Source organism: Methylobacterium sp. A54F, from assembly GCF_053346035.1.
Genome location: NZ_JBKFBF010000004.1, coordinates 278,017 through 298,260 on the forward strand (window position 1 = coordinate 278,017; position 20,244 = coordinate 298,260).

20 protein-coding genes and 1 pseudogene are annotated in these 20,244 nt (G+C 67.2%); 10 read left to right on the forward strand and 11 right to left on the reverse strand.

Going from position 1 to position 20,244, the window contains the following annotated elements; all coding sequences use genetic code 11:
- Positions 1–12: 12 nt before the first annotated feature.
- The 3 genes from ACLBXP_RS09415 to ACLBXP_RS09425 are packed head-to-tail and all read left to right on the forward strand — an operon-like array spanning position 13 to position 2,559.
- Positions 13–978, forward strand: a complete 966-nt coding sequence (locus tag ACLBXP_RS09415) for a redoxin family protein (protein ID WP_447667377.1) — start codon at positions 13–15, stop codon at positions 976–978.
- 56 nt (positions 979–1,034) lie between these two features.
- A complete protein-coding gene (locus ACLBXP_RS09420) occupies positions 1,035–1,499 on the forward strand; it encodes a cytochrome P460 family protein (RefSeq protein WP_447667430.1) in 465 nt (154 codons plus the stop codon).
- A 52-nt stretch (positions 1,500–1,551) separates the two neighbouring features.
- The gene (locus ACLBXP_RS09425; RefSeq protein WP_447667431.1) at positions 1,552–2,559 is read left to right on the forward strand and encodes an adenylate/guanylate cyclase domain-containing protein; all 1,008 of its coding nucleotides are present in this window, start codon (positions 1,552–1,554) and stop codon (positions 2,557–2,559) included.
- A gap of 347 nt (positions 2,560–2,906) precedes the next feature.
- On the opposite strand, the gene ACLBXP_RS09430 is transcribed toward ACLBXP_RS09425, so the two are convergent.
- The 7 genes from ACLBXP_RS09430 to ACLBXP_RS09460 all read right to left on the reverse strand — a co-directional run bounded on the left by ACLBXP_RS09430 (position 2,907) and on the right by ACLBXP_RS09460 (position 10,317).
- A complete protein-coding gene (locus ACLBXP_RS09430; RefSeq protein WP_447667378.1) occupies positions 2,907–3,650 on the reverse strand; it encodes a FadR/GntR family transcriptional regulator in 744 nt (247 codons plus the stop codon).
- Between the two features lie 47 nt (positions 3,651–3,697).
- On the reverse strand, positions 3,698–5,185 hold the full coding sequence (locus ACLBXP_RS09435) for a M81 family metallopeptidase (protein WP_447667379.1): 1,488 nt from the start codon (positions 5,183–5,185) through the stop codon (positions 3,698–3,700).
- Between the two features lie 44 nt (positions 5,186–5,229).
- Complete coding sequence (locus ACLBXP_RS09440) at positions 5,230–5,943, reverse strand: ABC transporter ATP-binding protein (RefSeq protein ID WP_447667380.1); 714 nt, start codon at positions 5,941–5,943, stop codon at positions 5,230–5,232.
- Complete coding sequence (locus tag ACLBXP_RS09445) at positions 5,940–6,728, reverse strand: ABC transporter ATP-binding protein (RefSeq protein WP_447667381.1); 789 nt, start codon at positions 6,726–6,728, stop codon at positions 5,940–5,942. The genes ACLBXP_RS09440 and ACLBXP_RS09445 overlap by 4 nt, the downstream gene beginning before the upstream one ends.
- Positions 6,725–7,762, reverse strand: coding sequence for a branched-chain amino acid ABC transporter permease (locus tag ACLBXP_RS09450; RefSeq protein WP_447667382.1), 1,038 nt, complete (start codon positions 7,760–7,762; stop codon positions 6,725–6,727). The genes ACLBXP_RS09445 and ACLBXP_RS09450 overlap by 4 nt, the downstream gene beginning before the upstream one ends.
- Positions 7,763–7,775: 13 nt before the next feature.
- On the reverse strand, positions 7,776–8,630 hold the full coding sequence (locus tag ACLBXP_RS09455; RefSeq protein WP_447667383.1) for a branched-chain amino acid ABC transporter permease: 855 nt from the start codon (positions 8,628–8,630) through the stop codon (positions 7,776–7,778).
- 79 nt (positions 8,631–8,709) lie between these two features.
- Positions 8,710–10,317: an ABC transporter substrate-binding protein gene (locus ACLBXP_RS09460; protein WP_447667384.1), complete on the reverse strand. Its 1,608-nt coding sequence runs from the start codon at positions 10,315–10,317 to the stop codon at positions 8,710–8,712.
- A gap of 568 nt (positions 10,318–10,885) precedes the next feature.
- Between ACLBXP_RS09460 and ACLBXP_RS09465 the strand changes: the two genes are divergently transcribed.
- Both ACLBXP_RS09465 and ACLBXP_RS09470 read left to right on the forward strand, forming a co-directional pair.
- Positions 10,886–12,649, forward strand: a complete 1,764-nt coding sequence (locus ACLBXP_RS09465; RefSeq protein ID WP_447667385.1) for a HAMP domain-containing protein — start codon at positions 10,886–10,888, stop codon at positions 12,647–12,649.
- Positions 12,646–13,641: an ABC transporter substrate-binding protein gene (locus ACLBXP_RS09470; RefSeq protein ID WP_447667386.1), complete on the forward strand. Its 996-nt coding sequence runs from the start codon at positions 12,646–12,648 to the stop codon at positions 13,639–13,641. Before ACLBXP_RS09465 ends, ACLBXP_RS09470 begins: the two co-directional genes overlap by 4 nt.
- Before the next feature lie 37 nt (positions 13,642–13,678).
- On the opposite strand, the gene mddA is transcribed toward ACLBXP_RS09470, so the two are convergent.
- Positions 13,679–14,413, reverse strand: a complete 735-nt coding sequence (gene mddA / locus ACLBXP_RS09475) for a methanethiol S-methyltransferase (protein ID WP_447667387.1) — start codon at positions 14,411–14,413, stop codon at positions 13,679–13,681.
- Positions 14,414–14,590: 177 nt separating this feature from the next.
- Here mddA and ACLBXP_RS09480 point away from each other — a divergent pair, with 177 nt between their 5' ends.
- From ACLBXP_RS09480 to ACLBXP_RS09495, 4 genes are all read left to right on the forward strand, one after another.
- The gene (locus ACLBXP_RS09480) at positions 14,591–14,737 is read left to right on the forward strand and encodes a DUF1127 domain-containing protein (RefSeq protein WP_447667388.1); all 147 of its coding nucleotides are present in this window, start codon (positions 14,591–14,593) and stop codon (positions 14,735–14,737) included.
- Between the two features lie 516 nt (positions 14,738–15,253).
- Positions 15,254–16,162 (forward strand): MBL fold metallo-hydrolase, encoded by a 909-nt coding sequence (locus tag ACLBXP_RS09485; RefSeq protein WP_447667432.1) that lies wholly within the window; start codon positions 15,254–15,256, stop codon positions 16,160–16,162.
- A 308-nt stretch (positions 16,163–16,470) separates the two neighbouring features.
- Positions 16,471–17,229 (forward strand): SDR family oxidoreductase, encoded by a 759-nt coding sequence (locus tag ACLBXP_RS09490; RefSeq protein ID WP_447667389.1) that lies wholly within the window; start codon positions 16,471–16,473, stop codon positions 17,227–17,229.
- 12 nt (positions 17,230–17,241) lie between these two features.
- Positions 17,242–17,682, forward strand: a complete 441-nt coding sequence (locus ACLBXP_RS09495; protein ID WP_447667390.1) for a hypothetical protein — start codon at positions 17,242–17,244, stop codon at positions 17,680–17,682.
- A gap of 3 nt (positions 17,683–17,685) precedes the next feature.
- Here ACLBXP_RS09495 and ACLBXP_RS09500 read toward each other — a convergent pair whose 3' ends face one another.
- Together ACLBXP_RS09500 and ACLBXP_RS09505 are read right to left on the reverse strand one after the other, a co-directional pair.
- Complete coding sequence (locus ACLBXP_RS09500; RefSeq protein ID WP_447667391.1) at positions 17,686–18,585, reverse strand: sigma-70 family RNA polymerase sigma factor; 900 nt, start codon at positions 18,583–18,585, stop codon at positions 17,686–17,688.
- Between the two features lie 10 nt (positions 18,586–18,595).
- On the reverse strand, positions 18,596–19,150 hold the full coding sequence (locus ACLBXP_RS09505) for a hypothetical protein (RefSeq protein WP_447667392.1): 555 nt from the start codon (positions 19,148–19,150) through the stop codon (positions 18,596–18,598).
- Between ACLBXP_RS09505 and ACLBXP_RS09510 the strand changes: the two are divergent.
- A pseudogene (locus ACLBXP_RS09510) lies at positions 19,068–19,287 on the forward strand (type I methionyl aminopeptidase); the annotation flags it as partial. The gene ACLBXP_RS09505 and the pseudogene ACLBXP_RS09510 overlap by 83 nt on opposite strands.
- Positions 19,288–19,499: 212 nt before the next feature.
- On the opposite strand, the gene ACLBXP_RS09515 reads toward ACLBXP_RS09510, so the two are convergent.
- On the reverse strand, positions 19,500–20,234 hold the full coding sequence (locus ACLBXP_RS09515) for an SDR family oxidoreductase (protein ID WP_447667393.1): 735 nt from the start codon (positions 20,232–20,234) through the stop codon (positions 19,500–19,502).
- Positions 20,235–20,244: the final 10 nt, after the last annotated feature.

A 20,244-nucleotide genomic window follows, 5' to 3' on the forward strand; every position in this document is an offset into this window, starting at 1 on the left:
GACGAGGTTGCTATGTCCGATCGCCGCGCGATCCTTCAGACGCTCGCCGTCGCCCTTGCCGCGGCGGCTGTCCTGCCCGCCATCGGAGCCGGCGCATCGGCCGCGCCCGAATTCGTCGGCCTGGACGACTGGCTCAACGCCCCGGCACCACTGACCCTGGTAGGGCTGCGCGGCCGAGTCGTCCTGGTCGATTTCTGGACCTACTCCTGCATCAATTGCCGGCGGACGGTCCCCTATCTCAATCGCTGGCAGGCCGAGTACGGGACGCAGGGCCTGCAGGTCGTCGGCATTCACACGCCGGAGTTCGGCTTCGAGCGCGCCCGTACCAACGTCGCGGATGCGGTGCGCAGACTCGGCATCCGCTTCCCCGTCGGCCAGGACAATCGCAGCCAGACGTGGGCGGCGTGGGGCAATCGTGCTTGGCCCACCTTCTATCTGCTGGATCGAAATGGCCGGATCGTGCTGCAGCGTGAAGGTGAAGGCCATGCGCACGAAATGGAAAGCGCGATCCGGGCCTTGCTCGGCTTGCCGCCCGCGGTGGCGACGACGGGCGACGATCCCGACCTTGCGCCGATAGCGACGCCGGAGATCTACTTCGGCGCCCTGCACCCGACGCCTCAGGACCGTGTTCAGCGTCCGCGGCAAGGCGAGACGACGTATACGTTGCCCACCGCCGGACCGCCGAACGGAGTCTACCAGCTCGACGGCACCTGGGCTCGGGAGGGCGAAGCTCTAGTGTTGCGCTCGCAGCGAGGACGTCTACGCGTACGCTTCTCGGCTGCCAAGCTTCACATGGTGGCCTCAGCCCCAACCGTCGCCACGATACGGGTAGCGGTGGATCGCGGTCCCGATCAGGCCGTCACGATAGAATTGCCCACGCTCTACACGCTCTTTGACGGCACGACCTACACCGAGCACGAACTTGTTCTCGAAGCCGAAACGCCTGGTCTGTCCCTCTATAGCGCCACCTTTGGTTGATCCGGGAGGATGTGATGCGTTGGACTCCCCTGTGGTTGGCCTGCCTGATCACCGTGATGGGACTGGGCGGCATCGCCGCCTCGCAGATGGAGGCGAAAGGCAGTGAGACCTCGCCGATCTTTGGTGTCGCGCTGCCGGCAGGTTATCGGGAGTGGCAGCTCGTCGGCGTGGCCCAGGAGACGGGAGCGCTCGACGAATTACGGGCGATCGTCGGCAATCCGACCGCCATACGAGCCTACCGGGCCGGCACGCTGCCCTTCCCCGATGGCACGACCCTCGTGAAGCTCGCTTGGCAGCATGTGCAATCGTCCGAGTTCGAACCGGCCTTCGTGCCCGGCGCGGCCACAACGGTCCAGGTCATGGTCAAGGACGCCAAGCGTTTCGCCGCGACCGGCGGTTGGGGCTTCGGTCGCTTCGTGGATGGCAAGCCCGTCGACGAGGCGCAGCACCAGACGTGCTTCGCCTGCCACGAGGCACGTGTGAAGGGTCATGACTTCGTCTTCACCCGCTATGCCCGATGACGGTTCGACGCCCTGTGCTGCATTGCCCGTGCGTTTACGCTAGTCGCGGGTGATGCCTGCATTCCGAACCGGTACTTGGCTTCTCGCGCCCGCGGTCGGAGCGGTCGCCGGGCTGCTCTACGGCCTCGTCTTCGAGGTCGATGTGCTCGTCTCCGCCGTGCGCGGTGCGTTCATCGCGGCGCCCGTCCTCCTCTACGAGCGCGGTCTCCTGCTCCGACGCTGGCGCGATCTGATCCGCCGGGCCGCCACGCCGATCTTCGCCGTCGCGACCGTAGCAACCTACATCGGGATGATCATCCTCGGTAACGCGATCGCCGGCACGATCCTGCATCATGGCTTCGGCTACATGGCGAATGCCCAGGTCGCGATGAGGATGTCGGAGACGGGGTTTGCCTACGCCCTCGCCATCTCCGCCCTCGCCACCTTCGTGTTTCGTGTCCGTGACCTGATGGGGCCGCGGGTCTTCGCGAGTCTTCTCGTCGGGCGCTACCACCGGCCGATCATGGAGGAGCGCATCTTCCTCTTTCTGGACGTGGCGGGATCGACGCGCTTTGCGGAGCAACATGGCGACCTTGCCGCCCAGCGATGGCTCGGCGCGATCTTCAACGCCCTCGCCCTTCCGGTGCAACGCTCCCGTGGCTCCATCGACGACTACGTCGGAGACATGGCTCTCGTGAGTTGGTCGATGGAACAAGGATTGCCAAACGCGGCGTGTCTGCGCTGCGCTTTCGATTTCTTCCGCGTGATCGAGGCGGACGCTGAGCGCTGGAGAACGCGCTTCGGCGAAGTTCCGGCCTTCCGAGCCGCGTTCCACTGCGGTCAGGTCGTGACGGCCGAAATCGGGCTCGAACGGCGCAAGATCGCCTACTTCGGAGACGCGCTCAACACGACGAGCCGGTTGGAAGGGCTGGCCAAGGAACTTGGCGAGACTGTCGTGATCTCCGGCGATCTACTCGACCGCCTCGGCAAGATGCCGAGCGACATCCTGATGACAGAGTTGGGCGTCCGCACCATCCGGGGTCGCAACGAGCCGCTGCGGATCGCAGCTGCCAAAGGTTAGGTCAGGCGGAGCGTCACACGGCGCATTTCGATTGCTGCAACCGGCCCGCAATCATCGGAATCCCGAAGCGAACCGGCCGCAACCGGTCAAAAACAGCCGGCCGCTTCGCGCCCATTCCGGTCGTGCGATGATGGAGAGCTGCGTTTCCAGAGCGGACATCGGAGCTTGCGTTTCCGCCGGATCGGCCTGCAACTCCTCTCGCCGTCAGCGAGCTTCCAAAACCGCGCGGCCGTTCGGCGTGTCCGGTCCCTCTTCGACGGTGAGGGGACGGGAGCGGATTGCAGAATCTCGATACGATCACAGGCCTAAGGGGGCGACGCGCTGCCCTGGGTGCTCTCCCATGGAATTCAAGGGACGAGAAGCCCGGGCCTCGTCCGCAAGCTCAGCAGATCCTTGCGGAATTTGGCATCGAGGCGCTGCATGAAGTGTTCGGCGCAGCACATGTGGTCGTGCATCTCGCGCCGGACGGACTCGGCGTCCTCGGCGCGGAAGGCCCTCAGGAGGGCGCGGTGGCTGGCGAGATTGTGGGCGCCGAAGGCCTCGTGCTCGGTGAGACTGTCGCTGCGAAACTCCACCATGTCCCGCAGCAGGCTGTTCAGGAACCGGCACATGAAGGCGAGGAGCGGGTTGTCGCTCGCGTCGCACAGGATGTCGTGAAAATCGACCTCGACCATCCGGCCGAGGCTGCGGTGGTCGGCGGCGCTCGCGGCCTCGCAGGCGGCGATGTTGTCCTCCAGGCGGCGGAACTCCGGCTCTCCGATGCGGCCGACCACGCTGACGCCGAGCGTCACTTCGAGGCTGCGGCGCAGGGCATAGACCTGGGTGAAGTCGAGCTCCTGAAAATGCAGGAACCGGCGCAGCTGCTGCGCGACGGCGTCCACCGAGATCGGGCGGATCTCCGGGCCGCCATTGGGGCCGGACTGCATGGAGACCAGCCCTTGGACCTCGAGGGACTTGAGGGCCTCGCGGATCGTGCCCTTGGCGCAGCCGTAATGCTGCATCAGGGCACGCTCGTTCGGCAGGCGGTCGCCGGGCGCCAGACGCTCTCGGGCGATTCGGTTGCAGAGATCCTCCGCGATCTGGTCCGACAACTTGATCCGCCGCATCGGCACGGGCGGGCCGTCCGCCTCCCGCGTCCTCATCGGGGCGGCCAGGCCACGTCGGCATCGAGGGGGAAGATCGGGCGGGCGAGTTTAACGAACGGGAACAGCGCGTAATCGGAACTGGTGACGCCCCGGCTCGCGCATTCCACCACCGCCCGGGCGATGGGCTCGAACACCGGCCGGCAATACATCCTCGACTTCAGGATCAGCACACTGGCCGCGGCCGGGTCGAGGCCCAGCCCCGTGAACACGCCAAGGTCCCAGGGCTCGTGCGGCTCCTCCGTGACGAAGATATGGGCGGCCCCCGTGTCGAGCACCGCCGCCCGGCCCATGCGGCACCGCTGACCTGTGTAGGTCGGGCCGGTGATGATGTACTCGCCGTCGCCCACGGCCGTCACCGTGCCCGCGAGGGCAAGGGGAACTTGGCGTCGGAAGCCCGGCAGGGCCACGCGGTTGCCGAGACCGAGTTCGACCCTGGCGCCGACGCCCGCCGCGTGCAGGGCTGCGACGGCCTCCGGATCGCAGATCGGGCCGGTAAGAATGCCGTCCAGCCCCGCTTCCAGGGCGGCGGCGAGCACATCCATGACATCGCAGGTGCCGCCCGACATGCAGTTGTCGCCATGGTCGAGAAGGAGCACGGGACCGTCGCCGGGCCCGGACAGCGCGGCCTGCGCCGCCGCGATGGACGTGCCGAGTGGCGCTTCCGTGTAGAGGAAATCCTCGCGGGCGTTCCAGAGCTCGGCCGCGAGGTCGCGGGCCGCGGCATCGGCGGCGTCCTGTGTCTCCGCCGTGACCGTGACGGAAACGCCGGTCTCGGAGAGGTCGGCCAGGGAGAAGCCGCCGAAGATCGTCGCGGCCAGGACGCCTGGGCGTGCCTCCGCCGCCCGGGCGGCGGAGACGGCCGCCCGCATCGGGCCGGGGACGCGGGTGTCCATGCGCAGGGTGTGGGCGAGCATCGGCGGATGGACCCAGGCCCGGCGCGGCGCCAAACCCTCGTCGAGCATGCGCCCGACGATGCCGGCCACGAGGGCGCCCGTTTCGGCCATGTCGACGTGAGGGTAGGTCTTGAAGCCGGCGATGGCGTCGCAGTTCGCCACCATGCGGCCGGTGATGTTGCCGTGGAGGTCGAGGGCGACACCCAGGGGCACGCCGGGCGCCAGAGCGCGGACGCGGGCCAGGAGTTCGCCCTCGCCGTCATCGTGGCTCTCCGTCACCATCGCCCCGTGCAGATCGAGGAGGATGGCGTCGCAGCCGGGGCGGACCGCGTCGAGGATCGCCGCGCACAACGTCTCGAAGGCCTCGTCCGCCACCTGCCCGCTCGGGTTGGCATGGGCCGAGACCGGCACCGCGACGGTGGCGCCGCGCGCCTCGGCGAACCGGATGAAGGCGCCGAGCGCCGTGGTGCTATCGCGTCCCGCCCCCAGGGCCGCCGCGCCCCAGAGCGGGTTGAACGCACCAAGCGGCGTCGCCAGGGGCGAGAAGGTGTTGGTCTCGTGGTTCATCCGGGCGGTGACGATACGCATGGGACGCGCCTTGTTCAGGATCGGGGATCAGGCTGCGGGCGTGCTCACGCAGCCTTGACGCCGAGGAAGCGGTCGCGCGCCGCCTCGTCGGCGACGAAATCGGCATTGGCGGCCGCGTAGGCGACGCGACCGAGTTCGAGGATGTAGTGGCGATCCGCGAGGCTCGTGCAGACCGCGAGGTTCTGCTCCACCAGGAGGATCGGGACCCCGGCATCCCGGATGGCCCGGATCTGGGTCACGATCTCCTCGACGATGACGGGCGCGAGGCCCTCCACCGGCTCGTCGAGCATGAGGAGCTTCGGCCCGGACAGGAGGGCACGGGCGATCGACAGCATCTGCTGCTCGCCCCCCGAGAGCTGGGCACCCCCGTTGCGGCGGCGCTCGTACAGGCGCGGGAACATCCGGAAGATGTCCGGCAGGGCCCAGGGCGATCCCTTGCGCACGGCGATGCCCAGATTTTCCTCGACGCTGAGCAGGCTGAAGATGCCGCGATCCTCCGGCACGAGGGTGAGGCCGGTCCGGGCGATGCGATGGGCGGGCCAGTCCGTCACATCGGTGCCGCGGAAGCGCACGTGGCCGCCGCGCGGAGCGAGTAGGCCGCCAATCGCTTTCAGCGTCGAGGTCTTGCCGGCGCCGTTGCGGCCGAGCAGGCAGACGATCTCGCCGTCCTGCACCTCCAGGCTGACGCCCTGGAGGATGTGGCTCTTGCCGTAGAAGCCCTGGACCCGGTCCAGGCTGAGGGCGACCCGGCCGCTCACGAGGCGTGTGCCCGGGCAGGCATCAGGTCGCCGGTGATCATGTTGCCGAGATAGGCCCGCCGCACCTCCGGATCGTCGCGGACCTTCGCAGGCGGCCCCTCCACCAGCACGCGGCCGGCGCGCATCACCGTCACGGTGTCGGAGATGTTCATGACGATGCCCATGTTGTGCTCGATGAAGAGGACGGTGTGGTCGCGCCCGAGGTCGCGGATCAGCGCCGTCATCGCGGCGATGTCGTCGATACCCATGCCGGAGGTTGGCTCGTCGAGGAGGATGACCTTCGGGGCCGCCGCCATCGCCATTCCGACTTCGAGGCGCCGCTGCTGGCCATGCGAGAGCTCGCCGGCGGCGCGCAGGGCTACCCGGACCAGATCGAGGCGCTCCAGCATCGCCTCCGCCATGGCCAGCGCCGGCCGGTTCGCCTCGGTCCGGCGCCAGGGGGCGAGGGCCTGCCAGGGCGTCTTGCCCTGCGCGGCCAGCCGCAGGTTCTCGCGCACGCTCAAGGTGGGGAACAGGCTGGTGACCTGGAAGGAGCGGGCGAGGCCGAGGCGCACGCGCTCGTGGTCGGCGCTGCGGGTGATGTCCCGTCCGGCCAGGGCGATGCGCCCGGCCGAGGGGGCGATCCGCCCGGTCAGCGCGTGGAACAGGGTGGTCTTGCCGGCGCCGTTCGGGCCGATGATCGAGTGGACGCTGTTCTCGGCGATGCGCAGAGTGACGTCCTGCAGGGCGACGAAGCTGCCGTAGCGGACGCCCAGCCCCTCGGTGACGAGGATCGGCGCGCTCATCGGGCGACCTCCGGGGCGCGGGCGCCCTCCGCCACAGGAGCGACCTCGGGATCGGCCACCACCGGCCGGTCGGGAGCGGGGTCGCCGGGCGGCGGCGTCCGCGTCACGAGGGCGACGGCGCGCTCGATGAGACCCCAGAGGCCCCGCTGCATGAAAAGGGTGATGACGATGAGGAGGAGCCCGAGGAGCAGGAGCCAGCGCGGCCAGATGGCCGAGAGGGCGTCCGCGGCGAGGAGGTAGGCCCCGGCCCCGAGGAGTGAGGCGAACAGATTCGCGCTGCCGCCGATGATCGTCATGATCAGCAGCGTCTCGCTCGTGTGATAGTCGATGTTCGAGAGCGGCGCGACGCCGATCAGCATGGCGTGCAGCGCACCTGCGAAGGCCGTGACCGCCCCGGAGATCGCGAAGGCGGCGACCTTGAAGGCGCGCACCGGATAGCCGATCGCCCCGGCGCGGCCCTCGTTGTCGCGAATGGCCAGCAAGGTGCGACCGAAGGTCGATAGCGCGACCCGCTGCAGGGCGGCAAAGACCACGAGGAAAAGCACGGCCACGAAGGCGTAGTAGGTCCAGGGATCGGCCAGCTCCGTGCCGGCGACGCGCGGACGCGGGATGTCGAGGAGACCGTTGTCGCCGCCGGTGATGCCGCTGAAGGTGTAGGCCAGGAAGTAGAACATCTGCGAGAAGGCCAGGGTCAGCATCACGAAGTAGACGCCTTGGCGCCGGATCGAGACCCAGCCCACGACGGCCGCCACGAGGGCGCCCAGGGCCAGCGACAGCAGCAGCATGACGGGGGCGGGCAGGCCGGCGCGGATGAGTCCGAGACCGGCGACATAGCTGCCCAGGCCGAAAAAGATGCCCTGGCCGAAGGAAAGCAGGCCGGTGTAGCCCAGCAGCAGGTTGCAGGCTGCGACGGCCAGTCCGAAGATCAGGATCTCGCAGGCCAGCGTGCCGGAGCGCATGGCGAGCGGCAGGATCAGCACGGCGGCGACCGCGAGGCCGAACTGCACGAGGGGCCGGTCGAGGAAGGAAATCATCGCGGGATCCTCCTCACGCCCGGCCGAACAGGCCGCGGGGCATCGCCATGATGATGGCGGCCATGCCGAGATAGATGACGAGGCGGGCTCCTTCCGGCCACAGGGTGGTCATCAGGCTCTGTGTGACGCCGACCAGGATGCCCGCCGCGAGCGCCCCGACGTACCTGCCCATGCCGCCGATCACCACCACGACGAAGGCGATGCCCAGCGCCTCGACGCCCATGAACGGCTCGACGCCGCGGATGGGGGCGGCGAGCGCCCCGGCCAGTCCCGCCAGCCCGGCCCCAAGCGCGAAGACGGCGGTGTTGATGCGCAGGGTGTCGTAGCCGAGCAGCGCCATGTTCGAGGGCGATTCCGACCCGGCCCGCACGATGGCGCCGAGGCGCGTCCGATCGAGGAGCCACCACAGGCCCGCGGCCAGGATCGCCGTGAAGCCGATCACGAAGAGCCGGTACTCAGGGTAGATGAAGTCCCCGAGGATCAGCACGCCGCTGAGGTCCTCTGGCGGGGCGACGTTCCCGCCGATGGGTCCCCAGACGATGATGACGAGTTCCTGCACCACCAGGGCGAGCCCGACGGTGACGAGGATGTGGAAGGTGTGGGGCAGCTTGTAGACCCGCCGCAGCAGCAGCCGCTCGGTCAGGGCCGCAAGCCCCGCGACGACGAGGGCGGCCAGCGGCATCGCAACCCAGAAGCTCAGGCCCCGTTCGACGCCCTCGTAGGCGAGATAGGCCCCAAGAAGGTAGAACGCCCCGTGAGCGAAGTTCACGAACTGCAGCAACCCGAAGATGATGCTCAGGCCCACCGCCAGGAGGAAGTAGAGCATCCCGAGCCCGACGCCGTTCAGGATCTGGAACAGGTAGGTCACATCATCTCCCGGGCAGGGTGCGCATCGCGTCGGTCGCTCCGGCGGTTTCCTCGTCCGCCGGAGGTCGGGAACGCGCCATTCACGCCATCTTGCAGCCGGCCGCCTCTGGCGAGAGGAACGATTTGCCGGAGTGGACGACGTCGGCGTAGTCGTCTTTGTCCTTCATGGCCGACTTCGCCTTGCCCTTGAGCAGGTAGTAATCCTTGATGACTTGATGGTCCGCGGCGCGGATCTCCTCCTCGCCGGTCAGGCCGGAATAGCGCATCCCTTCGAGGGCCTTGATCACGGCGGGGCCATCGGCGCTGCCGGCCTTCGTGGCCGCGTCGAGAAGCAGCTTGGTGATCTGGTACGAGCCGGCGAAGGAGTAGTTCGGCGTCATCTTCGCGGTCTCCCGGACCTTGGCCACCAGGGCCTTGTTCAGGGGCGAGTCGATCACGTGCCAGTACTGCGCGCCGAAATGGACGCCCTCGCAGAGGTCGGCGCCCAGCGCCTCGAACTGCTCCAGGCCCGAGGCCCAGGCGAGCACGATGGTCATGCGCTTCTTGAGGCCGAAGCTGACGGCCTGGCGCAAGGCATCCGAGGATTGCGAGCCGAAGTTGAGGAGCAGCAGGACATCGGGCTTGGCCGCGATGGCGTTGGTCAGGTAGCCGCTGAACTCCTTCTCGGCCAGCGAGTGGTAGCTGTTGCCGACATGCTCGATCTCCTTTTCCTTGAAGACTGCCTTGGCGGCGTTGAGGAGACCTTCGCCGAACACGTATTGCGGGGTGATCGTGTACCAGCGCCTGGCCTGAGGCATCTGCGCGATCAGGGGGCGCACCGTCTGCGCGATGGCGCCGAAGGTCGGCACCGTCCAGCGGAAGGTGCCGCGATTGCAGTCCGTTCCGGTGATCTCGTCGGCGCCGGCCGTGGTGATGAAGACGCTGTCGGCCTTCGCCGCCTCCTTGCCCATCACCAGGGCTTCGGAGGAGAGGATGCCGCCGGCGAAGAGCCGCGCGCCCTGCGCCATCGCCTCCTGCATCTTGCGGGCAGCCGGAGCAGGTTTGCCCTCGGTGTCGATGTCCATGACCGTGATCATACGGCCTAGGACGGTGCCGGCCTCCCGTGCCGCGAAGGCGGCTCCAAGTGAGGCGTATTTGCCGTTGGCCGCGAAGGCCCCGGAGATTGGCAGCGGCGCGCCAATGACGAGGGGGCCATCGGCGGCGAAGGCGCCGCGCTGGAAACCGGATAGGGGGAGCCCGGACGCTCCCAGGGCGCCCACCAGCGAGGCTTTCAGGAATTGACGACGATCCTGCATTCCACCGTTCCTCGCCCGCGACAAAAGCATACTAATCGAACTATTCGCATAGAAGGAGAAACCGTCGCGACCGTCAAATGCTGCACTGCGTGGTGATCTTTTGCACCGCACGCGCCCAAATGCGCGGCAAACGCCCGGATTTTTATCGAACTGGGCGCAAGACGCGGCATGCGCCTGTCGGACGCCCCGGCGCATGCCGAGGACGGTCCACACACGCCGATCCAACGTGCCGCTCTCTAGGCATGCCGCCTCGCGCGATTTTCGAGAAGAGTCTGTCTGCTGTTCCGGCGGCTCGTCTCCGAACCGGACAGGCGGCTTTCCGCCTAACTTCGTCATGCCGGATTGCCATCGCGTGCAGAACCGGACGTTCGGCTTCGCGCCCATATCGGCCATTCAGCGGCCTTCGTCCGCGTCTTCGAAGCGGACATATCTAGCTGTCGACGACCGCCCTCGGCGTCCTCCAGCCGGAGCACCAATCGGGTGACGCAAGAGCTGGCAGCGGCGGCGCACACGACGCGGCTCGGTGAGAAGCGGCGGGCCGGGTTCGGAGCGGTATTCTGTCGTCTGCTCCTGCTTCTCTTTGGGGAGGCTCGGCGTTGCGTCGAACCACACCCCGAAGTTCCAAGATCGATATGCGTTCGAGGTGTTCGTTTGCCGTAAACCAGCAACCCGTTGTCGAGGCCGGCAACGAATGCTTCGTCATGAGAGCGCTTCCATCGCGTTAATTGCGATGCAGGGGTAAGGGTATCGTAGAACGCTGCCCGATCCTATGAGGGGCTACGATCTACTCGATTGAATACGACTTGACGGGCTGGCGTTGCCCACAGGTCCGGGACATAATCGCCCAACGTGCAACGGGCTAGGATGATTCTCAACCGTAGGCCCGTACATCGGCCGTACCCGAGGGGCCGCGACCGAGACGGTGGGTCGCGGATCGACGGTACTTGGAGAGGATGCGGCGATGACCCGCTCCCTGATCCCTCCCCGGGGCTCGCTGTTCCGGCAGTACTTCCTCGCCTTATTCGCAGCCGTGGCTGTTCCGCTGCTCGCCGCCGGCGGCAGTCAGGCATGGTTCGGCTATCGAGACCAGCGGGCGCGCCTGAACGACCTTCTCAGTGCCGAGGCCCGAGCCGCGGCCGCGCGCATCGCGCACTTCATCGAGGAGATCGAGAACCAGCTCGCGTGGATGGTCCAGCTACCTTGGACGGAGGCTGTCGACGAGCGCCGCCGCATCGATGCTCTGCGTCTGCTACGTCAAGCACCCGCCGTGATGAGCCTCAGGCTCATCGACGGCGCGCTCAAGGAGCGGCTTTCCGTGTCACGTGTCGGTCTCAATCGCGTTGAGAGCGGCGCCGACGCCTCGGCGGACCCGGCGGTCGTTGGGCCTCGGACGGAGCGCGCCCGGTTCGGCGACGTCACGTTTCGCCGCAACTCCGAACCCTACATGACCGTGACCGTAGCGGGAAACCGCAGTGCGGCCGGCATCGCGGTTGCCGAGATCAACCTGAAGCTCATCCTGGACGTCGTCGCAGGCATCCGGATCGGCGAGACCGGCCAAGCCTTCGTGCTCGACCGGCCAGGCCGGCTCATCGCGCATCCCGACATCAGCCTCGTCCTGCGCGGTGCCGAGGATCGCAGGACCGAGAACCTTCAGGCGCTGCGGACGGCCATCGTCAGACAAGACGGGCGCGCGGTCACGGGGCAAGACTTGGAGGGGCGCGCGGTCGTGGCGGCGATGGCGCCGGTCCAGCGGATCGACTGGAGCGTGATCGTTCACCAGCCGATGGCCGAGGCGTTCGGACCGATCTATGCCGCCTTCTGGCGCCTCCTCGGCCTGCTCCTGGCCGGCACCGGCTTCGCCGCCGCGCTTGCTTACTGGCTCGCCGGCCGCATGACAGGGCCGATCCGTTTGCTGGAGGAAGGGGCCGCTCGCATCGGAGCCGGGTGGTTCGATCATCGCATCAGGGTCACGAGACGAGACGAGCTGGGGCGGCTCGCAGCCCGATTCAACCAGATGGCGCGCGAGGTCGCGGTCTCCCGAGAGCGTTCGGAGCGCATCGACCGGCTCAAGCGTTTCTTCGCACCGCAGGTCGCCGAACTCGTTGATCGGACCGCGGACGACAGCGTCCTCGACGGACAGCGCGTCGAGGTCGTCGTGGTCTTCGGTGACCTGCGCGGCTTCACCCCGTTCTCCGCCCGGTCGGAACCCGCGGTGATCATGGGTGTCCTGAGCGAGTACCATGCCGCGGTCGGCGCGATCGTGGATCGGCACAACGCGACGTTGCTAAGCTTCGCCGGCGACGGCGTCATGATCCTGGTGAACGCACCCATCGCCTGCCCTGACCCGGCGCTGCGGGCCGCCCGCATGGTGATCGAGATGCAGGCGAGCGTGCAGATCCTGGCCGCGGCTTGGCGCTCGCGCGGTCACGCGCTCGGCTTCGGGGTAGGCTTGGCGATGGGACCCGCCACGGTCGGCCGGATCGGCTCCGACAGTCGCCTCGACTACACAGCCATCGGCACGGTGACGAACCTCGCCTCGCGCCTGTGTGCCTCGGCTCAGGACGGCCAGATCCTCATCGACAGCGTAGCGGCTGAGGCAATCGGCAGTGGCGTCCCCCTCCTGTCACTTGGAACGCGCTCACTCAAGGGCTTCGACGATCCAGTCGCGGTCTTCACCGTGGCCGCCAGACAGGATGCCGAGGCCCGACGAGAGGCAAGGGCATGAGACGACGCGATATCGTCATCGGACCTGCCGGGGTCCTGCTCGGCAGCGCAGTGGCCAGCGTGACGCGTGCGCGGGCGGCGTCGCCGATCCTGCCGGTGATTGGTTATCTCGGCTCCGAGACGCCCGTTCGCGCTGCAAGCCGCCTCGACGCTTTCCGCGCGGGTCTGGCCGAGGCCGGGTTCATCGAAGATCGTGACGTGGCCATCGTGTACCGCTGGGCGGACGGGCGCTACGAGCAGCTGTCCGCGCTGGCGCGGGAATTGGTAAGCCGCGGCATCGATGTCCTGGTCGCCCCCGGGGGAGCGCCGGTGGTGCTCGCGGCGAGGGCCGCGACGGAGACGATCCCGATCGTCTTCGAGATGGGCGGCGATCCGGTTGCTCTCGGCGTGGTGGACGATCTCGCCCGGCCGCGCGGCAATCTCACCGGCGTGTCGAGCCTGAGCGTCGAGGTCTCGAACAAACGGCTCGAGTTGATGAAGGAGCTGTTTCCGACAGCGGACGCCCTCGGCGTCGCCGTGAACCCCACCAGCCCCACGGTCGGCTCGCAGCTGACCGGTCTCCGGGTCGCCGCCGGCAGCCTCGGTCTGCGGCTCCACGTGCTGGAGGCAAGCCACGATGACGCGTTCGAGGCCTTGTTCGCGGCACCGCGTCGGCTCGGGGCCCCCGGCCTCGTCTTCACCTCCGACCCGTTCTTCGTGTATCGCAGCGAGCACCTCGCAATGCTCGCCACCCGCCACGGCCTTCCCGCGATCACGCAATCCCGCGACTTTCCCAAGGCCGGCGGTTTGATGAGCTACGGCGGTGACTTCGCGCAGTCGCATCGGCAGACCGGCGTTTACGCGGGCCGTATCCTCAAGGGCGAGAAGCCCCGCGACCTGCCGGTGCAGCTCGTCACGAAGGTCGAGCTGTTTGCCAACCTGAAGGCAGCCTCCCGCCTTGGCGTGACGTTGCCGCTCTCGATCCTGAGCAGCGCCGACGTGGTGATCGAGTAGGAACCTCGACGCCGCTCAGTTCATCCGGTGACCGCGGTCAACGCGCGCCGCGAAAGCGCGGCAGGAGCATGCCCGCCTCGCGCTTGTAACGGATGTACCGGTTGCCGAAGAAGGCGACGAGGTCGCGCTCCTCCAACTGGATACCGATCAGGATGTAAGCAGTCGCGACCGCTGCGAACAACAGGTGGCCGACCGTCATCGTCGGAGTAGCCCAGAACGCGATCACAAAGCCGAGGTAGATCGGATGCCGGATGTGCCTGTAGAGGAATGGCGTCATGAACGCAGGTTCACCCCGTGCGGGTGAACCCCAGCCCCGAATGGCCTGCTTCAGTCCGAAGAGGTCGAAATGGCTGATCATGAAGGTGCTGGCGAGGACGACGAGCCAGCCCACCCAGAAGAGCCCCACCAGGAGAGACGCCAGGGCCGGTTCGGAGACCGACCAAAGGGTCGCCGGGAGCGGGCGCCACTGCCAGAATAGCAGCAGCAGCGCGAGGCTTGCCATGAGGACGAACGTGCTGCGCTCGATGGGCTTCGGGACGAAGCGCGTCCACCACGCCTTGAAGCGCGGGCGTGCCATCACGCTGTGCTGAAGCGCGAAAATGGTGAGAAGGCCGACGTCCGTGAGGATGGCGAGCGCCGGCTCGATGATGGGACCATCGTCGATGGCCTTCGAAACGAAGCCGCCCCCGAGGAAGCCGATTGCGTAGAAGAAGGACGCCAGGAAGATCGTATAGGAGACGAGGGCGTAGAGAATGCGGACTGCATGCGACATGGGAGATTTCCTTCGACGGAAGCGTGGTCGGCCGTGCACCGAGGCATGCATCCGGCCCGACGTGCGGTGACCCACACCTGCATTCGTCAGATTGCCTGCCCGCGTCCGTGATCTCCGTCACAGACGCTGGCAGTCGTCATGGGCATGTCGATCCCCTCAACGGAGGAGGATCCCGAAATGACAGCACTCGCAATCTTTAGACGCTGGCTCGATCGCCGTCGTACGACGCATGAGCTTGCCCAGTTCAGCGAACGCGAGCTCGCGGATATTGGACTCGTCCGATCCGACGTGCTGCGGGTCGGAGCCTTCAAGGTCGAACGCTAGCCGGCGCTGATGTTCGCCTGTGCGGTGGCCTGCACCATGCGGGCTGAATCCATGGCCGCTCAAACAGCGCTCAACGTCCGCCGGCGGGAGCCCCGAACCTTGAAGCTGACCGGCCAGTTTCGAGCCCGAAGACGGGCAGTGCTACACGACTGGGGCCGGTGGATTTCCGCCGGTCCGTTTTCAGGCGGCAATGCATGGAAACGGACGTCGCCGCAAAGCCTATTCCCGACCTCCTGAGGGCTCGAGGAGGGTCTGCAATCTCAGGCCCTCGGTGAAGCGGCTTCGGACGACGGGAGCAGGGGCGACGAAACCGTCCGCCCCAGGAATTGTCGAGGGAACCCGACCAACCACGGGCGATAGACTCGCCTTCTCATTGCTCATGTCACATCCGCCGACCCGATCTCGTCCAAGCGGCATGACGCGCGTTTCATCATCTCGACAATCCAGATGCACGCGCGTCCCACGGAAGGGATGACGATGATGACTGTAGTACCCGCCAATGCCGGCCGAACCGACATGGGGCATGCCCGCCCTCCGCGTGCAGGAGGGGAGGAGTTGGTGCCCTCGCGCTACGCGGTGCGGATCGGTGAGATCGACGTGCTGGTCGTCAGCGATGGCGTGCTGCCGCTCCCGACCAAGATGTTGGGACATAACGTCGAACAGGCCGTCAGAGCGTCCTGGCTGAACGACATGTTCCTGCCGCCGGACGCGTTCGACTGGTCGCTCAACGCGGTCGTGGTCCGCAGTGGCGACCAGACCATCCTCATCGACGCCGGGTTGGGGCTGGATCCGAACCTAAACCTGCCACGGGCCGGGCAGCTGATCAGGCGATTGGAGGCCGTCGGTATTGATCTCGCGTCCGTGACGGATGTCGTGCTGACCCACATGCACATGGACCATGTCGGCGGGCTCCTCGTTGACGGAGTGAAGGAGCGGCTGCGCCCGGATCTGCGGATTCACGTGGCGGCCGCCGAGGTCGGATTCTGGGAAGCGCCCGACTTCACGCATGTCGACATGCCACAGGGGTTCCCTGACGCGCTTCGGGCGGCCGCTACGCGGTCTGCGGACGAGTACCGCAGTCACTTGCGGTTGTTCGAGGAGGAGCACGAGGTCGCCCCAGGGGTCGTCGTCCAGCGCACCGGCGGCCATACGCCCGGGCACAGCGTGGTCCGTCTGGCATCCGGCGGCGACCGGCTGACATTCGCCGGAGACGCCGTGTTCACGGTCGGGTTCGAGCACCCCGACTGGCACAATGGCTTCGAACACGATCCCGAAGAGGCGGCTCGCGTTCGCATCCGGCTACTGCGAGACCTGGCGGCGACCGGCGAGCAGTTGATTGCGACGCATCTGCCCTTCCCGTCCGTCGGTCGGGTCGCGGCCGATGGCGACGCGTTTCGGTGGGTTCCTGTCTTCTGGGATTATTGAGTGCGTCGGGCTGTGCTGACCCAGTCGTCCGTTGAGACCAGGTTTGCACACGAACGGCTCATGACGATCGTTCATCCTTGGGATCTCTCCCGAGGATGCACTTCCGGGGGGCCGTGCGCTGTCCCGGCAAATTCGAACCGGAAGGGCTTCCTTCAGGACCGCCCCGCCTCGAGCAATCCCCAAGATCAAACCCTCGCCAGGTAAGAGTCGGGGGCATCGATCTTCCGCGCCGATGTCACACTGCGAGGCGCGCGCCTCGTCATGACCATGACGGTCCCAATGGGACTGCAGCTGAGATGGAGCGTCACATGAAGATCGTGGTGATCGGCGGCACCGGGCTGATCGGCTCGCAGGTCGTCGCCAACCTGAGGAGCGCCGACCACGAGGTGCTCGCGGCGTCGCCCAATACCGGGGTGAACGCGGTCATGGGCGAAGGGCTCGCAGATGCGTTGCAGGGCGCCAGCGTCGTCGTCGACGTCGCGAACTCGCCGTCCTTTGCTGACGATGCGGCGATGGACTTCTTCGTCCGCGCCGGACGGAACCTCACGGCGGCTGAGAGGGCGGCGGGCGTGACGCATCACGTGGCGCTCTCGGTGGTCGGGACCGAGCTTCTGCTCGATAACGGCTATTTCCGCGCCAAGCTTGCGCAGGAGGAGCTGATAGCCTCCGCCGGGGTGCCATGGACGGTGGTCCGCGCCACGCAATTCTTCGAATTCGTCAGCACGATAGCGGAATCTATGATCACCGACGGCGCCGCACGAGTGACCTCCGCTTCGATCCAGCCGATCGCATCGAGCGACGTTGCCGCGAAGGTCGCCGAGGCCGCACTCGCGCCGCCCCAAAACGGCATGATCGAGATCGCCGGCCCGGAGCGGCTGCCGATGGTCGAGCTGGTGAAGCGCCACTTCGACGGCATCGGAGAAACGCGCGACGTCATCACGGATGACACCGCACCGTATTTTGGCGTGCTCCTCGAAGACCGCTGGCTGACACCCAGCGGTGACGCATGGCTGGCGCAACGACGCTACGGCGACTGGCTGGCCGCGCAGCCGAAGCGCGTGGGCTGAGGGACGCTGCCGATGGATGCGACCTACGCCTCGGCGCTTTCCGCGCTGGCGGGCTCCGCCATCGGCGCGATGGCCTCCTTCGCGACGACGTGGCTGACGCAACACAGCCAGGAGCGCGCAACTCTGCTGGTGCAGGATCGCGCGCGACGGGAAGCGCTCTACGGCGAATTCATTCGGGAGGCGTCGACCTTGTTCGGCGACGCCTTCCGGCATGATCTCGACGATCCGGCCAAACTGGTGAACCTCTACGCCATCGTGAACAAGATCCGGCTCTTCGGAGAGGCGGAGACGCTCGAAGAGGCGGAGCGTGTCATGCAGCGCATCGGCGAGACGTACTTCGCCCCGAATAAGGATCTGTCCGCCTTCGCGGACATCCACCATGCCGGCGATCTCGATCCGCTCTGCGCATTCTCGACGATCTGCCGCAGGGAGCTCGCAATCGCCCGGCGTTGAGGCTCAGTGAGGCATCGGCGCTCCGGCTCCCCTTCCGAACAGCCTCGCCATACGTTCAAGCTTGTCCGGATTGCGGGTGAAGTAAAGGCCCACGATCAGACCATCCTGGATATCCAGGGCCGCGGTCTGAAGTGTGCCGCCCGGCTCAAGGCTGAGATAGCCCGGCAAGCCATCGATCCAGAGGTCCTGCAGCTTCTGGGCATGCTGGATCCACGACTTCCGCGCTGCCCCTTCGAACATGCGCATCACCTTGTCGATGCCGATGATAGGCCGCGGGAAGGCGTGTACCTTCCCACCACCATCGGAGTGCACGACGACGGCATCGGCGAGCATGCTGCGGAGCGCCGCGATGTCGCCTGTCGTCGACGCCTCGAAGAAGGCTTGCGCGATGCGTGCCCCCTCCTCCCTGTCGACGGGAAAACGCGGACGTGCTGACTGCACATGTCTCCTGGCTCTCGCGGCGAGTTGACGGACGGCTGGCGGCTCACGTTGCAGTGTCGCGGCGATCTCCGCGAGCGGCACTGCGAAGACGTCATGCAGGAGAAACGCAGCCCGCTCCAGAGGCGAGAGCCGCTCCAAGGCGAGCATCAGCGTGAGCGTCAGGTCGTCACCAGAGGCATCGTCCGGCGCCATGGCGACGGGCTCGGGCAACCACGTTCCGAAGTAGGTTTCTCGCCGTGCGCGGGCGGACTTCATGACGTCCAGGCAGAGCCGGGTCACCGTGCGCGACAGGAATGCACCGGCTGACGTTACACCAGCATGGTCGACGTGCCGCCAGCGGAGCCAAGCATCCTGTACGACATCCTCGGCCTCGCCGAATGAACCGAGCATGCGGTAGGCGAGCCGGACGAGCCGCGTGCGCTCCTGTTCGAAGGCGAGGGTCGGATCATCAATGGTCGACATGGCGAAGCGATCAGACGCTGAAGGCAACTGCGATAAGAGCAGGAAGTGTCACCGCGGGGAAGTCGCGAGGCAGCACCTCCGGCCCGCAAATGCCTACGGCAACTTCCCAGACGTGGAACAGTGCGTGCCCTGAGAGCCAGATCGCGCCCAAGCTCCAAAGCAGTACACGCGGGCCCGATCGCGCCGCACCGTAAACAAATCCTGAGCCGATCAGCACGAAAACTAGGCCGATATCACGCAGGAAATGTTGATTGAATGGGCCGGTCGTAGTCACCCCCGGCACCGCGAAATACCATGCCTCAGGTGAGGCGAGCATGAAAATGCCGTTGCCGGCTAGTCCTGCGCCGAAGAGGCCAGCCAGCACTGGAATAGCTTTGCTCATCGTCCTCTCACCCTGCGTTTGGTCCGCAAGGATGACGACGCACTCGGGGCGAATGTGACATGGGTTCAAACGAATTTTTGGTGCCTCCACCAAAGCCTCTGCCCTGCACGAGGAGTCGACCGAGATCGCGACGTGGCCGGACGCCTCCGAGCGGCGGATCATCGCCGACGGGGCGGTCTTCACCGTCGAGCCGTTCCTGTCGCTGGGCGCCGCGTTCGCCGAGGAGGGTTGACGATCCATGGACCCTCTACGGCCGCCCACGCGCCCCCACGGTTCAGCACGAGCACACGGTGGTCGCGACCCGCAACGGACCGTCGATCCCGGCTGCCGGACGGACAGCTCACGATCCCTCGGACGGCGCGGGCCACCGCGCCGGGATCGCCCCTCGTCCGGCACGGTGGCCGACGGCGCCGCCTGCACCCCGTCCGCGAAGCCCGGTGGGTAGGCCGCCGCGAGGTCGCGGGCGATCATCTGCCCGAATCCGCTCGAGGCGCCGGTGACGCGGACGATCAGTGCCATCGGGTGCCCCTCCTCAGACGGCCCCGCCGTTGGCGCGCAACACCTGGCCGTTGACCCAGCCGCCGTCCGGCCCGACCAGGAAGGCGATGGCGGCGGCGATGTCGTCGGGCTCGCCGAGGCGGCCGAGGGGGATCATCGCCGTCACCCGCGCGACCTGTTCCTCGGTCTTGTCATCGAGGAAAAGCCTGGTCGCGACCGGCCCCGGCGCGATGGCGTTGACCGTGATGCTGCGCGGCCCGAGCTCCTTGGCGAGGATGTGCGTCAGGGCTTCGACGCCCGCCTTGGTCGCGGCGTAGACCCCGTAGGCCGGCTGGTAGAGGCCGACGACGCTCGACGAGAAGCTGACGATGCGCCCGCCCTTACGGATACGGCGCGCGCCCTCGCGCATCCCGTTGAACACACCCTTCAGGTTCACGGCGATGTGCCTGTCGAACAGGGCGTCGTCGCTCTCGGCGATGGGCGCCAGCCGCATGATGCCCGCGTTGTTGACGAGCACGTCGACGCCGCCGAAGGCCCGCTCCGTCTCGTCGAACAGGGCGGCGACAGCTGCCGGATCGCTGACGTCGGCCCGGACCGCGATGGCCTGTCCGCCCTGGGCGACGATCCTGTCCACGAGCGCGCGCGCCGATGTCTCGTTGCCGGTGTAGTTTACAGCGACCGCCAGGCCCTCCCGCGCCAGCCGTTCGGCGACGGCGGCGCCGATGCCCTGCGAGGCGCCCGTGACGATCGCGGATCGCGTCGCGGCCATGCTCCATCCT

What these genes read in the sequence shown, in the direction of transcription:
- mddA (WP_447667387.1), bottom strand. Translation starts at nt 14,413, where the DNA reads ATGTCGCATGCAGTCCGCATTCTCTACGCCCTCGTCTCCTATACGATC.
- ACLBXP_RS09445 (WP_447667381.1), bottom strand. Translation starts at nt 6,728, where the DNA reads ATGAGCGCGCCGATCCTCGTCACCGAGGGGCTGGGCGTCCGCTACGGC.
- ACLBXP_RS09500 (WP_447667391.1), bottom strand. Translation starts at nt 18,585, where the DNA reads ATGTCGACCATTGATGATCCGACCCTCGCCTTCGAACAGGAGCGCACG.
- ACLBXP_RS09490 (WP_447667389.1), top strand. Translation starts at nt 16,471, where the DNA reads ATGAAGATCGTGGTGATCGGCGGCACCGGGCTGATCGGCTCGCAGGTC.
- ACLBXP_RS09415 (WP_447667377.1), top strand. Translation starts at nt 13, where the DNA reads ATGTCCGATCGCCGCGCGATCCTTCAGACGCTCGCCGTCGCCCTTGCC.
- ACLBXP_RS09470 (WP_447667386.1), top strand. Translation starts at nt 12,646, where the DNA reads ATGAGACGACGCGATATCGTCATCGGACCTGCCGGGGTCCTGCTCGGC.
- ACLBXP_RS09420 (WP_447667430.1), top strand. Translation starts at nt 1,035, where the DNA reads ATGGGACTGGGCGGCATCGCCGCCTCGCAGATGGAGGCGAAAGGCAGT.
- ACLBXP_RS09495 (WP_447667390.1), top strand. Translation starts at nt 17,242, where the DNA reads ATGGATGCGACCTACGCCTCGGCGCTTTCCGCGCTGGCGGGCTCCGCC.
- ACLBXP_RS09450 (WP_447667382.1), bottom strand. Translation starts at nt 7,762, where the DNA reads ATGATTTCCTTCCTCGACCGGCCCCTCGTGCAGTTCGGCCTCGCGGTC.
- ACLBXP_RS09465 (WP_447667385.1), top strand. Translation starts at nt 10,886, where the DNA reads ATGACCCGCTCCCTGATCCCTCCCCGGGGCTCGCTGTTCCGGCAGTAC.
- ACLBXP_RS09460 (WP_447667384.1), bottom strand. Translation starts at nt 10,317, where the DNA reads ATGGCCGATATGGGCGCGAAGCCGAACGTCCGGTTCTGCACGCGATGG.
- ACLBXP_RS09485 (WP_447667432.1), top strand. Translation starts at nt 15,254, where the DNA reads ATGGGGCATGCCCGCCCTCCGCGTGCAGGAGGGGAGGAGTTGGTGCCC.
- ACLBXP_RS09515 (WP_447667393.1), bottom strand. Translation starts at nt 20,234, where the DNA reads ATGGCCGCGACGCGATCCGCGATCGTCACGGGCGCCTCGCAGGGCATC.
- ACLBXP_RS09435 (WP_447667379.1), bottom strand. Translation starts at nt 5,185, where the DNA reads ATGCGTATCGTCACCGCCCGGATGAACCACGAGACCAACACCTTCTCG.
- ACLBXP_RS09425 (WP_447667431.1), top strand. Translation starts at nt 1,552, where the DNA reads ATGCCTGCATTCCGAACCGGTACTTGGCTTCTCGCGCCCGCGGTCGGA.
- ACLBXP_RS09480 (WP_447667388.1), top strand. Translation starts at nt 14,591, where the DNA reads ATGACAGCACTCGCAATCTTTAGACGCTGGCTCGATCGCCGTCGTACG.